This window comes from Bacillus sp. 1A (assembly GCF_052682215.1).
In genome coordinates this window covers 1,743,221-1,756,226 of sequence record NZ_JBQYLZ010000001.1, presented here as the reverse complement: position 1 = coordinate 1,756,226, position 13,006 = coordinate 1,743,221, and the positions used below count along the sequence as shown (strand labels likewise).

Genomic DNA, 13,006 nt, shown 5'->3' with positions numbered 1-13,006 from the left:
AAAAAGTTATTGTTTTTATGCTGCGATATTATCTTTGTTACAATTGATGCAACGTCTTGATCTTGCCTCTTTAATATTAAAATTTATGTTGAGAATTATTTATGTATATTGGCTTCTATAATTCTATTATATTCTATTTAAGGATAATATCAACAAAATTTTTAAAATTTTTCCAGCTCAAAGGGCGTGGTTTAAACCCACCGCCCTTAGCCTTCGGGTTGGGTAGTAATAATCAGAATCACTTAAAAAAACACTCAATAATGCCCCCGTTGTCAAGACACGATTTTTTGAGGAAAAAGTTATGTCCTTCTTATCATGTCATGTAGCATTTCAGGATGCGATCTGTTCTTAATATATCATTTTTTTACATTTTCCAATTTAGTAGCGTTCAGAAAGGCAAACAGCCTCTGCACGCTTGTGTATAAATCTTAAATTTCAACTTATATCTTATCATACAACAGTCATTTTCTTGATCATCCAGACGGTGCCACATCAAATGCTCATCGGTTTCCCTTGATAGTCAACGAAAACAAATTCACTATCGATACGAACTTGTCGATTAATGAGATTATAAATATCTTCTGCTGTTTCTTTTGGATGTGTCGGGGCTATCATTCCTCCCATATCCGTCCTTACCCACCCTGGATGGACGGAAAGGACTTGAATGCCTTCATTCTTTAATGCTACATGGAGCTTCTCGGACAACATATTTAAGGCAGCTTTCGACAATCCATAAGGATAATCACCACTATATGCATTTGTTAGACTACCACCTTCTGACGAGATGTTGATAATGGATTGATTCTCACCCTTTTTCAGCAAAGGTAGAAAATGTTTAATCACACGGGCTGGTCCTAACGTGTTGACATCAAATGCTAGTTTGATAGCCTCTATATCAAGATCCTCAATAGACGTACCCCTTCCATTAAGAATGGCAGCATTATTGATAATCACATCAAGACTTTCACCTACATTACGAGCTGCTTCACGAACAGATTCCTCGTCTGTGACATCTAAATGAAGAATTTCTAACTGGTTGCTATTTTTCTCTTTTAATTTGGTTAATTGAGTCCTTTTTTGTTCATTCGCATCTCTGACTCCAGCAAAAACTCGGTACCCTTTTTCTAATCCAACTTCGACAAATCCAAGCCCTAAGCCCCTATTTGCCCCAGTAATTAATATATCCACCATAATCCTCCCAGATTTTTTTAATAGTTATTTTACGGATGCATGTGATAGCAATAGGTAAGACTTTGATGTAATCGCCATCTTTTCCCCTGCTCCACACCCAACGTGCGACTTTCACCGCATTGGGCGTTCCATCTTATTCTTTTATGCTAAAGCACGTCTGTTGATTATCTAAATTCTACCAAAAAATGAATGCAAAAGAGAGATTCCTCTTGTACAATGTAAGTTACCACACCGATACAGCCCGAAAATGCACGGTTTCTACTGTTATTTCTTATTTGATTAGTGCTGCGACAAATGAATGGAAAAGATTGCGTCACGCAGCCGATGTTGGTCCGAGTGTTGGACTCATTTCCGTCGATCATTCATCCTTGTCAAAACACATGAAAGCGCTAGATTACGCCATTATGAAACGTATTTTCGAAGTTATTGTTGGCAAGTTAAATCGAGCTACACGTCGAACGCTAAAGATGCCGAGAACGCTTCTTTCAATTGATTCGACGACTATTACTGTCGGTAAAACACGTTTACCATGGGCCGTTTATCACGGCGAACGTTCGGGCATAAAACTGCATGTCAGCTTCACAAACGAAACAGTGATGCCTCTTCAAATCGTTGAAACAACAGGGCTCAAACATGACGGTCCCATCGGCGTAAGCCTTGAGGATAAACGCTTTATTCTCGTTTGTGATCGCGCGTATTTTTCAATTGATAAAGTGGATCGCTACGTGACTGAAAAAGAAAAGCAACATTTTGTTATCCGATTAAAAGACAATGTTCAATTGAATCGCAAGAAATCACTAAAAGGCACACGTCCCACGGATTCAAATGTGACAGCTGATTTCACGTGCACAATCGGTACGCCACAAAAACAGACGAAAAAACGCCATCGTGTCGTGACCAGTTTGATAAACGTGACGGCTGAAGAAATCGCCGCCATGTACAAATCGCGTTGGGCCATCGAGTCCTTTTTCCGCTGGATTAAGCAGAATTTGAACGTTCCCGTGCTATTTGGCACAACATCAAATGCGGTGTTCAATCAGTTGTTCGCAGCTATGATTGCCTACGTTTTACTAAAATTTCTTCACGTAAAAGGTAGTAAGAAAAAACATATCAAACCGTTGTCATTCGCAGGTTTCACACGCCTGTTTCTTTGTGATACTCTGCCGTTTGATTGGAGAATTTATTTGACAGAAATACTAGCATTCCATCGGCAAATAAACCAAATAAATACTGTATAATTTTGGTTAATCAACACGTGTGATACATAGTCATACTATCCCCTCCTTATACTTCAATTGTACCAGTTACAAGGAATTAATTCCCATAACGAAGAAAGACCAAAAAGCAATTTACACTTTTCGGTCTCTACACTATCTTCTCTTCGTAATTTTCCCTGAACCACCGACCCTCGTTTTCGGAGGAGATGTATTCCTTGGCGGCGTTTTAATAGATGATTTCGGCTTCACATCTGATCCGCTCGAGCCACCTGGTGTTTTTGTAATTTTTCCTTTGCTTCCAGTAGAAGGCGGAGGCGTACTACTTCCTTTTTTCGTAATACTTCCTGTATCTCCTACGGAAGGTTTCGAATCTACATTATCGCCTCGCTTAATGATAGATCCTTTCCCTTCCTTCGTAATTGGAGGCGGGGTTTTCTTTTCTTCTTTCGTCGGTGGTCTCTCTGGAATAACCGGTTTATGATTTTGTCTGTCATTATATCCGCGATAATCACCGTATGATGATTTTCGTGAACCGAATATATCGTTTAAAATACTTCCCATAATATATCCTTGCAGGAAGGACGGTTGGTAATTTTGACGGACAAATTCTTTATTACTTATTTCAATTAACGTATCAGAAGGTTTCTCTTTATCCTTTTGCAGGTTATAAATCTTATCAGAATAAACGAGGAACATTTGATTTTCGTCTTCTTTAGATGCTTGCTTCGGTTCTCTTTCATTAATGAGTTCCTTTGCGACTTCAGGAACTGACCGATTGGCGGCCCTATACACGTAAGATTCTTGTTTACCTTCCTTTGCGACAGATTCAAGTGGATAACGGTCTTGAATCGACTTTGTCTGCCCGCCCTGACAACCTGATAAGGCATATCCAGCAACAACAAGTAATAGAACGATAGCAAATATAGGGATCACGAACGATTTAATCATGGTAAACAATCGGTTTGACATGATTACGCCCCCTTACGTTGCTCTTATAATTTGTACATCAGCAGGAATAATTGCTTCTCCCTCATACATCATTGTGCGACCATTTTGCCATTCAATACGCAATAATTTTCGGTTATCTGATTGGAATTCCCATACATGCTGTTCCTCTGAAGCAGAGAATGGTGTTTTCCCCATCACAACAACACGTCCGTTATATTGCTCTTCCATATGGTACTCCGTATCATCCATTTCAATTGTTGTCGGAATTTCATCAATCGAATCTAACCGACCATCAATCGGTGTATATAATTTGTAATACGTATTTTCACGATCTTCAATTTTCAAATAGCGAATATCTTTCCCGTCTTGCAGTGTTAAAACAATTTCTTTACGAGAATGCATACTCGTTTTCCCAGTTAATTCGTACATGACTAATGAAACTTCAATCATATCGCCAGGAGCTAACGTTAACAAACTTTTCTCTGGTTTCGGCGGCTCTGGGCTCTTCATTATATTTTTAATTCGTTTAAATAAACTCATGATTTACCCCTCCTTCTCTCTTTATAAACAAGCACCTAAAATAAGTGCACCAACGATATGTAATGATCCGGCCAACATCGCATGCGCAACACTGCCTTCTTTCGTGCCCTCTTCTAAATCTAAACCAGACATTTTCTTTAACACAAATTCGATAAACATTTCTACCACTAATAAAATAACGAAAGAAACTGCTGATGCAAGTAGCGCTTGCCATAAGTCATTTGCTTTCGTTATCGATTGAGATAAAATGTACCCTTGCGCGAATAATTTCATAACGAAACGCGTTGTTACAGCTGTATTTCCATTCTTTATTTCTTTTAAATCATTGTATTTAGTAAAAATTGAATCAACCCACATAATTGCAAATAAAAGTACTGCACTCGCTCCAGTCCATACAAGCATGGCTAACACATTTGTCCATGTCATTGCAAAACCTCCTCTAAAAAGTAATAGAAAACCGACATGAATTCTCTTCAGACATGTCGGTTTCTTTGTCTATTCTATATTATTTCTCATACTGCTTCATAATACGAGCTAATTCATCGTCAACAGCAGAATTTTTGTTTAAGCTTGCGAATTCATCATCTAATGACTTTTCTTTTTTATAAACTTCCCCACTTGCTTCTGCTTCAGCCTCTAATTGAAGAGCTTTCTCTTCCATACGGCTTAAACCAGCTTTTGCTGAGTTTGAATCAAATCCAGACATCGCCTGATTAATATTCTTTTGTGCTTTCGCCGCATTTACACGTGCTACAAGTGTTTCACGTTTATTTTTCAGTTCTGTTAATTGCTTACGCATTTCTTCTAACTTCAGGCGAAGATTATCAGCAGCAGCTTTGTTTTGCTCATAGCTTGCTTTATATTCATTCATCTTTTGCTCTGCATTTTGTTTTTCTTCAAGAGCACGACGCGCAAGGTCAAGATTGCTTGCTTGAACAGCCATATGAGCTTGCTCTTCACGTTTTTTCACAAGTGCTTCTTGCTCTTCAAATAATATTTTGAATTTCTTCTCAAGTGCAATTTGAGCTGCTACACTTTTCTCAGCTTCTTGTACATCCGCTTGCATATCGCGTAAATATTGATCCGTCATCTTAACTGGATCTTCCGCTTTTTCAATCATTGAATACACATTCGACATTGTTAAATCTCTTAATCGTTTAAATACAGACATCCAAATTCCTCCTATGATATACCTCATATTTCAAATTCACTACTTGGAAAACTGAAAAATCTCCCTTTACAGTAAAGAATATTCATTTTTACAGCCTATGTGTTTATTATAACAAAACTAATATGTCCTTACATGTTATTTCCAAAATACAGCCAATATAATATGACATTCCAGATAAAACATTGTATTCCTAATATATTCTCATTAACCCTCTTCAGAATTGACTTATTTTTATGCAATTTCACTAAATTACACTATTGTAATGTTACTGTAAGCTAACTCGATAGTTACGTTTCCATATTTCTTATACACTAATACCAGAAGCGACAAACAAGCTTCTCATCATTTCAGAACTAATACAAAAAATGTATTTACTATAAAACAGATAAAAGGAGAAATCATCATGAAAAAATTAGTAGGAATCGGATTAGCAGCAGCAATTTCATTCGGAGCATTATCAGGTTGTTCTTTATTAGGAGAGAAAGCAAACGGTTTTGTACTGTATGGAACAGAAGATCAAGTAACACAAATTGCAGATAAAAATAAAAAAGAAGTGAAAGAAAAAGACTTCTATAAAATGAAAATGACAACATTAGAAGGGAAAAAAGTTCTTGTCATGGATAAAAAAACTGGTGAAGAACTAGTAAAGAAAGAGTTACTTAGCAAAGTGGATGAAAAAGACGACACGAAACCACTTGATAAATTACCAGCTGTAACAGCAGAGCAAGGTGTATTATTTGCTAAAGAAAAAGTAGAAAATGCTACACTTGATGGGGCAAAATTAAAATACGAAGGCAATACAATTATCGGAAGTGGCCGTGCATATGCCGACATGTTCGCGATTGTTGATGATGCAACTTACGTAAATGTAAAAGGCGATGAAAAATCTGTTGGGGTATTAAAATTCGATAAAGACCCTAGTAAAGAATTCCCTGGAAAAAATGGTGTAGAATCATCACAACTTGTAAAAATTAAAAAGTAAAACAAAAAAGCTTTGCGAAATTCGCAAAGCTTTTTTGCTATTTGTGAGCGATTTGCTCCATATCCGGACTACAAGTTTGCGACTGACACGATTTATTTAAAGAACATGCTGCGCATTTTCCCTTTTTACTTCTCTTTACAAAATTAACTAACGTGTATGCTGCATAACCAAAAATGATAGCTCCAATTATAATATTGACCATCATCACAATACATCTCCTTCTAGAATCCGAGTAAGGATCCAACTTGGTATATAATGAGCGTTAATACATAAGCAACTACGAGTGGATACACGACTGAGAAAATCGTCCATTTCGCTGATCCTGTTTCACGTTTAATAACAGCTACTGTCGCTAAACACGGAACATATAATAAGATAAAGAACATAAATGCATAAGCTGATAATGCTGTATAATGTGCTCCCATTACGTTTCCAAGCACATCTTCTTTCACCGCATAAATAATTGCCATTGTAGAAACGACAACTTCTTTTGCTAAAAATCCTGTTAAAAGGGATGCTGCAGCTTGCCACGTTCCAAAGCCGAGCGGTGCAAATAGTGGTGCGATAAATCCACCAATCATCGCTAAGTAACTATCTCCCATATCAACACCAAATCCTGATGGACCTGCATAGTTTAATAACCAAATGACAACAGAACCACCGAAGATGAATGTACCTGCTTTACGAACAAATCCCTTACCTTTCTCCCACGTGCTTAGCCATAACGTTTTCGCTTGTGGCACGCGGTAAGGAGGTAGTTCAATTACGAAAATAGATTTTTCCGCTTTTAAAATAGTAAGAGACATAATTTTTGTAACGAGTAATGCTAGAACAATACCTGCGACATATAAAGAAAATACAACCGTCGCCTGACTATGCGGGAAGAATACGCCCGCAAATAATGCATATACAGGTAAACGTGCTGAACAAGACATAAATGGTGTTACTAAAATGGTAAGTAAACGTTCTTTCTCCTGTTCAATCGTTCTCGCTGCCATAATACCTGGAACATTACATCCAAAACCGATAATCATCGGAATAAACGCTTTTCCGTTTAAACCGAAGAACTCCATAATTCTATCCATAACAACTGCAATTCGCGCCATATATCCTGAGTCTTCTAATAATGAAATGAAAAAGAATAGTGCAAAGATTTGTGGAACGAATACTAATACCGCACCAACACCAGCAATAATACCTTCTGTAACGAGTGCTTGAATAAAATCAGAAGCTCCAACACTTGTGAGCCCAGCCGTTACCCAATCCGTAAGCTGTCCGCCAAAAAATCCATCTAACATATCAGATAAAGGTGTACCAATCCACGTAAACGTAACCTGAAAAATAAAAAACATAACTGCTAAAAAGATTGGAAGTCCTAAAATTTTATGTGTAATTAGTCTATCAATTTTTTCTGAAAAAGGAATTTTCCCTTCTTTCTCATGCTTCATAACATTTGTTTTTAACTTTTCAATATACGCTTCACGAGTTTTGTAAATATGCTCTTCCAACGTACAATCAAGTTTTCCTTCTAAGCGAGATCGAATGGCTACAAGTTCCTTATAAATTGGTAATGCTTTCATTTCTTTTTCTACTACTTCGTTATTACTTAAAAATTGAAGAGCTAACCATCTCGGATGCTCGTAATTCGCTTTCTCTAAAAGAGAAATTACCTCTCCAATTCCTTCATCCATTTGTAAACCATATGAAATAATGAATGGCTTTTTCTCACTTTTGTCATTTTCTTTAAGAGTAGCAAGTAGTTCTTCACAGCCTTTTCCACTTCTTGCAACGACAGGAACGACTGTTACACCTAATAGCTCTGATAATCGTTTTACATCAATTACAATGCCTCGTTGCTTTGCCACATCGACCATATTTAAACCAATTGAAACTGGCTTACCAAATTCAAGTAACTGCAACGTTAAATGCATATTTCGTTCAAATTGCGAAGAATCCACAATATTTAACATATGATGAAATTCGTCTGTTAGTAGAAAATTCGTAACGACACCTTCATCACGCGAAACTGGATTTAAATCATAAACACCTGGTAAATCAATTAATGTTCCTTGCTTATCTTTTAATTTACCAACCTTCTTTTCTACTGTTACACCGCTCCAGTTTCCTACATATTCATAAGAACCAGTAAGTGCATTAAATAATGATGTCTTCCCTGTATTCGGATTCCCTAGCAAAGCTACCTTATTCACGCTAATTCCACCTTTATCATTTTCGCGTCACAATGACGAATACTAATTAACTGTCCACGACACTCCAATGTACAAGGACCTTTAAACATCGCTTTCTGTTTCAGGCGAAGTTCGCTTCCTTCAGCAAGACCGAAAGCAGCTAGTCTACGCTTTAATAGCTGATCTAAAGACTGAATACTTTTTACTAACACTTTCTCTCCAATTTTAATATCTACTAAGCTCATAACCTTCCCCCTCAGAAGAGAATGATAATTATTTTCAAAAAAATTATACCACACCCAATTTCTCTTGTACTATACCCTTTTGCTTCATATTTATTAACATTTCGCTACAATTCTATTTCAATTATTGTCATACTGTATTCGTTTGCCATTCTCATCCATTTCGCTTACAATAAAACAGTAGCAAATAAAGAATCTCGTTATCACTGGGGGAGCCATGCCGCTGAGAGGGAACACTTCGTTCCGACCCTTCGAACCTGTTAGTTAATGCTAACGCAGGGATTGTGCAAACGTCCGAAATACATACCTCATTTTTATTTACGTATTTCGTATCCTCCTATGATATCTATTCTTTTTTGTACAACTTGGATTTAGGGGGAGACAACATGCGTAACACCAATTTACAAGCGATGATCGAATCTGCAATTCTTGCAGCCTTCGCCTTGGTCATCGACATTTTACCACTTTCAATCAAAATATCAGCAACAGGTGGTTCCATTTCATTTGCTATGATTCCCATTTTTATTATCGCATACCGCTGGGGCTTCAAAATGGCTTTCTTAGGAGGCTTAATTTGGGGATTATTACAAATTGTCGTAGGCGATGCCATTATCGTCACACCAATTCAAGTACTAATTGAATACTTTGTTGCTTTCGCATTCATTGGATTTGCTGGGTTATTCTATCGTCCAATTCAAAAAGCACTTTTAACTTCCAATGATAATAGCGAAGAGCAATCAAATTTAGGTAGCCGTAAAGACAAACCTTCATCAAAACCAAACCAAGGAAAGAAAGTAATTGGATACATTATCGTCGCTACTTTTATCGGTAGTCTAGCTCGTTACTTCTGTCACTTTATCGCTGGTATCATTTTCTGGGGACAATATGCACCAAAAGGCCAATCGGCTTTCCTATATTCTTTAATATTTAACGGTAGTACAATGATTGGTTCCTATATTCTATGTACCGTTTTACTTATATTTTTATTTATCACTTCACCACGTTTATTCAAGAGCATTAGTGCTTATCAAATGAATTCACAAAAAAAAGGCGCTTAACTAGCGCCTTTTTTTATATCAAAATTCTCAGTGAGTAATATCAATAATAAATACAATAAATGCACAAAGAAAAATAAATACCATCAAACCTAGTAAATTGCTATTCACGGCTAATCTACTCCTTACATAACCTCATTTTCTAATCAGATTATATCGCTTAAAAATAAAGATTAGGTAAAGATAATATGAAAATAAATTAAAAAAGCGTAGATTACATTGTCTACGCTTTTTTCGGTAAATAGAAGTAAAATAATACACCATCTTCTGTATTTTCTGCCCCATATTCAGCATCGTGCAGTTCTAAAATATTTTTAGAAATAGCAAGCCCAAGCCCCGTCCCGCCTTGTGAACGATGACGTGCTGCATCCACGCGATAAAAACGGTCCCAAATTTTATCTAATTGCTCTTCTTCAATGTGAGTACCTTTATTTTCAATACACACTTTTATACGATCCTTCTCATCTATTGTAGAAATAATAATATCCTCTGTATTCGGTGTATAACGTATGGCATTCGTAATGAAGTTCACGATTACTTGTTCAATCCGACTTTGATTTGCGACTACTTCAAATGAACATATATTTTTATGCACATGAAGTTCTTTTTTCTCTATGTCCACATAAAGGTGTTCACATATATCTTCAATTACTGTATCAATATAAAATACATCCTTTTTCATTTTATATGTACCTGACTCAAATTTAGCTAACTCCAGCATATCCAAAATTAAAGTATCCATTTTATCTACTTCTCGTTCCATTGCCTGAAAATAGTATTCTTTTTTATGCTCAGCTACTCCATCTTTTAAAATAGAAATACAGCTTTTCATAATACTCAGTGGCGTTTTTAATTCATGCGAAACACCAGAAATGAATTCTTTCCTCGTATTTTCTAACTTTCTTTCTTTTTCAATGTCTTGTTCTAGCTGTCCAATATGCGAATGGAGCTTATTAGATAATACATTAATATTTTTCGATAAATCACCAATTTCATCTTTTGAAGTAATCGGTATTTGTTCTGTGAAATCTAAATGTGCTATTTTCTTCGTTGTATCATTTATTTTTAATAACGGCTTTGCAATTTGTTTAGAGTAATAGAACGAAGCTAGAAAAATGAGAACGACTACAAACGCAATGATGTAAATGTAGTAATCTTGCACCATTTGTACAGCTTCATCTACAGGCTGTAAAGAAGCCATCGCATATATATAAGTTACTGATCCATCTTTTTCTTTTGTTGGCTTGATTAATAATTTATATTTAATATCATTTTTTTCATAGTCCATTGTTTGTATTGCATATTTTATGTGCTTGCTCTCTTTTAATAATAAATTAGTTTGAAATTCTTTTATGTTATCTAAGAAGATGCTATTTTTATAAATTGGATTTATAGGACCTGTTACATCAGGAAGCTGAACTTTCGTAACACGCCCACTTATGTAAGCATCTAATTCTTGAGCAGATTCTTCCTGGACAGCTGGTTTCTTTTCCTTAGCAAGTTGTTCCCCGGCTGCTTTCTTTTTCTCTTGATCTAATTTACTCATCTTCTCCTTAAATGCTTTTTCTAACGGTTTATTCGATCCATTTAAATTCTCCTTAGATAGAGAGAAAGAAAATGGAATAAAACGATCTTCTTTTTTCACTCCAGAAAAATAAATTTCTTGGCCTAAAAACTGATTTGATGGTTTATTATCAATCTCCTCTATATTGACGAGATTGTATAAAGGAATTTTGAATATTTGTTGTCCAAAGCTCTTTTGTTGCCTACGATCTATCGTTACTTCAAAATAAAAATCATCCGCATGTTTTAAATTCCCATTCTGATCTAACGTTGTAATCCACGTATTATTTTCTCTTAAAAAGTCTTGCTCCAGCTTCTGAATTCCTTCTGCACTTCCTGCATAATTCAAATAATTCTTCTCAAAGGAATTTAAATTCACTTTAATATCTTCTACTTTTCGATTCGCATAATATTGTTTAAAAAATATCGTTTGTCCAATAAATATCGTCGCTAAAATTAACATACATAATGCTGTTGTGAGGGCAAATAATTTTAGTACAATCCCCTTTCTCATACATTCCCCTCAAATTTATAACCGGTTCGCACTACAGTTGTAATGTACTTTGCTTTCTCTCCTAATTTACTTCGCAAGTTACGAATATGACTATTCACTGTGCGATCGTCACCAGCAAATTCATATCCCCAAATTCTTGAAATGAGTTGCTCTCGCGTTAAAACAATCCCTTGATTTTTCATGAAATAAGCTAATATTTCAAATTCAGTATGTGTTAAATTAATGTCTGTCCTATCTACCGTAACAGTGCGCGATGGGAAGTGGACGTGAATACCGTGGATGGATAATGTATCATCTTCATTCTCTAGAAGTTGCTTCGTTACTTTTCTACTTTCTAACAGCCTTTTCGCTCTTGCTAATAAAATTGGTGGGCTATACGGCTTCGTCACATAGTCATCTGCCCCAAGTTCAAATCCAAGTAACGTATCATCTTCATCTACACGTGCCGTCAGCATAATAATAGGAACCTCAGATGTTTTACGAATTCTTCGGCAGACAGACCATCCATCAAGTTCCGGCAACATAATATCTAAAATAACTAAATCAACCTCTTCTTCCTCAAATACAACTAAAGCTTCTTTCCCATCTCTTGCTTCAAACACCACATATTGCTCGCTCAAAAAATAATCTTTTAATATTTCACGCAAAATATCTTCATCTTCCACAATTAAAATGTTTTTTGACATGACTTATGTATCCCCCTTCCGCTTTCAGAAACTATCACTTCATTTTGAATAACTAGCCGTTAACTTCGCCTCGATAATATATCTATCTGGTGCATCCCCTATATAATCAAATGGATAGCAAGTCGTTAGTGTTAATATCGGTTCTTCTTTTTTTATAATAACAGTACGATCATCTGCATGGGTAATCCATATCTTTTGAATTTCGTATGTGTAAGTTTTATTATCATACTCTAAAACGAGAGTGTCTTTTTCTTTTAACTCTCCTAAATCTGTAAATACAGTATCCCGGTGTCCACTCAGTACAGTATGTCCCCCTCCAGATGGCGTTGTCGTTAAATCACTAACGAACATTCCAACTCCTTTCTTCAACGTTGCATCATCCGCTCCCCAGTATATAGAAAACTTCTTCTTTATTTTCGGTATATTTAACAGTGCAACCTTTTCTCCTTCTTTATGTTCTGTTTGAGAAGAAGGTACTTGGGAAGTTACAGGTGTTTCGTAAGAAAGTTGATTATGTTGTATATTGTTAAGGCTCTTTATTTCTTCTTTCGTTAATTGCCCGGCAGAACTTTTTCCTTTATACCATTCCATAGCGTAATATGATCCCATGAATAGTCCTATGGCCATCAATATGATACCGATATAATTGAGTAACTTCATGTTTCATCCCTCCATGCCAAAAATGGTAGGAATAACCTACCATTTTTA

14 protein-coding genes and 1 riboswitch are annotated in these 13,006 nt (G+C 36.0%); of the genes, 3 read left to right on the top strand and 11 right to left on the bottom strand.

Going from position 1 to position 13,006, the window contains the following annotated elements:
• Nucleotides 1-492: 492 nt before the first annotated feature.
• Entirely contained in the window at nucleotides 493-1,188 is a 696-nt protein-coding gene (locus tag ACUN0F_RS08850; RefSeq protein WP_029972812.1) for an SDR family oxidoreductase, read from the bottom strand.
• A gap of 188 nt (nucleotides 1,189-1,376) precedes the next feature.
• On the opposite strand from ACUN0F_RS08850, the gene ACUN0F_RS08845 reads away from it, so the two are divergent.
• Nucleotides 1,377-2,429: an IS4 family transposase gene (locus ACUN0F_RS08845; RefSeq protein WP_445539387.1), complete on the top strand. Its 1,053-nt coding sequence runs from the start codon at nucleotides 1,377-1,379 to the stop codon at nucleotides 2,427-2,429.
• A 132-nt stretch (nucleotides 2,430-2,561) separates the two neighbouring features.
• Here ACUN0F_RS08845 and ACUN0F_RS08840 read toward each other — a convergent pair whose 3' ends face one another.
• The 4 genes from ACUN0F_RS08840 to ACUN0F_RS08825 form a co-directional block, all read right to left on the bottom strand.
• On the bottom strand, nucleotides 2,562-3,377 hold the full coding sequence (locus ACUN0F_RS08840; RefSeq protein WP_000071179.1) for a DUF4247 domain-containing protein: 816 nt from the start codon (nucleotides 3,375-3,377) through the stop codon (nucleotides 2,562-2,564).
• A 12-nt stretch (nucleotides 3,378-3,389) separates the two neighbouring features.
• Entirely contained in the window at nucleotides 3,390-3,896 is a 507-nt protein-coding gene (locus ACUN0F_RS08835) for a DUF4178 domain-containing protein (RefSeq protein WP_000051749.1), read from the bottom strand.
• Between the two features lie 21 nt (nucleotides 3,897-3,917).
• Complete coding sequence (locus tag ACUN0F_RS08830) at nucleotides 3,918-4,322, bottom strand: DUF350 domain-containing protein (RefSeq protein ID WP_000220323.1); 405 nt, start codon at nucleotides 4,320-4,322, stop codon at nucleotides 3,918-3,920.
• A gap of 79 nt (nucleotides 4,323-4,401) precedes the next feature.
• Nucleotides 4,402-5,067, bottom strand: a complete 666-nt coding sequence (locus tag ACUN0F_RS08825) for a PspA/IM30 family protein (RefSeq protein ID WP_000110298.1) — start codon at nucleotides 5,065-5,067, stop codon at nucleotides 4,402-4,404.
• 403 nt (nucleotides 5,068-5,470) lie between these two features.
• Here ACUN0F_RS08825 and ACUN0F_RS08820 point away from each other — a divergent pair, with 403 nt between their 5' ends.
• On the top strand, nucleotides 5,471-6,049 hold the full coding sequence (locus ACUN0F_RS08820) for a lipoprotein BA_5634 family protein (RefSeq protein ID WP_046956112.1): 579 nt from the start codon (nucleotides 5,471-5,473) through the stop codon (nucleotides 6,047-6,049).
• A gap of 37 nt (nucleotides 6,050-6,086) precedes the next feature.
• Here ACUN0F_RS08820 and ACUN0F_RS08815 read toward each other — a convergent pair whose 3' ends face one another.
• Genes ACUN0F_RS08815 through ACUN0F_RS08805 form a run of 3 tightly spaced genes read right to left on the bottom strand, consistent with a single transcriptional unit; the run spans nucleotide 6,087 to nucleotide 8,483 of the window.
• Nucleotides 6,087-6,254: a FeoB-associated Cys-rich membrane protein gene (locus tag ACUN0F_RS08815; protein ID WP_000989597.1), complete on the bottom strand. Its 168-nt coding sequence runs from the start codon at nucleotides 6,252-6,254 to the stop codon at nucleotides 6,087-6,089.
• Between the two features lie 16 nt (nucleotides 6,255-6,270).
• Complete coding sequence (gene feoB, locus ACUN0F_RS08810; protein WP_046956110.1) at nucleotides 6,271-8,259, bottom strand: ferrous iron transport protein B; 1,989 nt, start codon at nucleotides 8,257-8,259, stop codon at nucleotides 6,271-6,273.
• Complete coding sequence (locus ACUN0F_RS08805; RefSeq protein ID WP_000060512.1) at nucleotides 8,256-8,483, bottom strand: FeoA family protein; 228 nt, start codon at nucleotides 8,481-8,483, stop codon at nucleotides 8,256-8,258. The genes feoB and ACUN0F_RS08805 overlap by 4 nt, the downstream gene beginning before the upstream one ends.
• A 195-nt stretch (nucleotides 8,484-8,678) precedes the next feature.
• A riboswitch (TPP riboswitch) is annotated at nucleotides 8,679-8,780 on the top strand.
• A gap of 86 nt (nucleotides 8,781-8,866) precedes the next feature.
• On the opposite strand from ACUN0F_RS08805, the gene ACUN0F_RS08800 reads away from it, so the two are divergent.
• On the top strand, nucleotides 8,867-9,538 hold the full coding sequence (locus ACUN0F_RS08800) for an energy-coupled thiamine transporter ThiT (protein ID WP_046956109.1): 672 nt from the start codon (nucleotides 8,867-8,869) through the stop codon (nucleotides 9,536-9,538).
• 220 nt (nucleotides 9,539-9,758) lie between these two features.
• On the opposite strand, the gene ACUN0F_RS08795 is transcribed toward ACUN0F_RS08800, so the two are convergent.
• From ACUN0F_RS08795 to ACUN0F_RS08785, 3 genes are read right to left on the bottom strand one after another with little or no spacing between them, the layout of a single operon-like run.
• A complete protein-coding gene (locus ACUN0F_RS08795; RefSeq protein ID WP_445539386.1) occupies nucleotides 9,759-11,612 on the bottom strand; it encodes a sensor histidine kinase in 1,854 nt (617 codons plus the stop codon).
• Nucleotides 11,609-12,298 carry a response regulator transcription factor gene (locus tag ACUN0F_RS08790; protein WP_445539385.1) on the bottom strand — a complete coding sequence of 230 codons (690 nt, stop codon included), beginning with the start codon at nucleotides 12,296-12,298 and terminating at the stop codon, nucleotides 11,609-11,611. The genes ACUN0F_RS08795 and ACUN0F_RS08790 overlap by 4 nt, the downstream gene beginning before the upstream one ends.
• Before the next feature lie 39 nt (nucleotides 12,299-12,337).
• The gene (locus tag ACUN0F_RS08785) at nucleotides 12,338-12,958 is read right to left on the bottom strand and encodes a class D sortase (RefSeq protein ID WP_445539384.1); all 621 of its coding nucleotides are present in this window, start codon (nucleotides 12,956-12,958) and stop codon (nucleotides 12,338-12,340) included.
• Between the last annotated feature and the right edge of the window lie 48 nt (nucleotides 12,959-13,006).

Bases quoted from the DNA above. Each gene is read 5' to 3' on its own strand.
- ACUN0F_RS08845 (WP_445539387.1), top strand. From the start codon at position 1,377: ATGAATGCAAAAGAGAGATTCCTCTTGTACAATGTAAGTTACCACACC.
- ACUN0F_RS08840 (WP_000071179.1), bottom strand. From the start codon at position 3,377: ATGTCAAACCGATTGTTTACCATGATTAAATCGTTCGTGATCCCTATA.
- ACUN0F_RS08835 (WP_000051749.1), bottom strand. From the start codon at position 3,896: ATGAGTTTATTTAAACGAATTAAAAATATAATGAAGAGCCCAGAGCCG.
- ACUN0F_RS08830 (WP_000220323.1), bottom strand. From the start codon at position 4,322: ATGACATGGACAAATGTGTTAGCCATGCTTGTATGGACTGGAGCGAGT.
- ACUN0F_RS08825 (WP_000110298.1), bottom strand. From the start codon at position 5,067: ATGTCTGTATTTAAACGATTAAGAGATTTAACAATGTCGAATGTGTAT.
- ACUN0F_RS08820 (WP_046956112.1), top strand. From the start codon at position 5,471: ATGAAAAAATTAGTAGGAATCGGATTAGCAGCAGCAATTTCATTCGGA.
- ACUN0F_RS08815 (WP_000989597.1), bottom strand. From the start codon at position 6,254: ATGATGGTCAATATTATAATTGGAGCTATCATTTTTGGTTATGCAGCA.
- ACUN0F_RS08805 (WP_000060512.1), bottom strand. From the start codon at position 8,483: ATGAGCTTAGTAGATATTAAAATTGGAGAGAAAGTGTTAGTAAAAAGT.
- ACUN0F_RS08800 (WP_046956109.1), top strand. From the start codon at position 8,867: ATGCGTAACACCAATTTACAAGCGATGATCGAATCTGCAATTCTTGCA.
- ACUN0F_RS08795 (WP_445539386.1), bottom strand. From the start codon at position 11,612: ATGAGAAAGGGGATTGTACTAAAATTATTTGCCCTCACAACAGCATTA.
- ACUN0F_RS08790 (WP_445539385.1), bottom strand. From the start codon at position 12,298: ATGTCAAAAAACATTTTAATTGTGGAAGATGAAGATATTTTGCGTGAA.
- ACUN0F_RS08785 (WP_445539384.1), bottom strand. From the start codon at position 12,958: ATGAAGTTACTCAATTATATCGGTATCATATTGATGGCCATAGGACTA.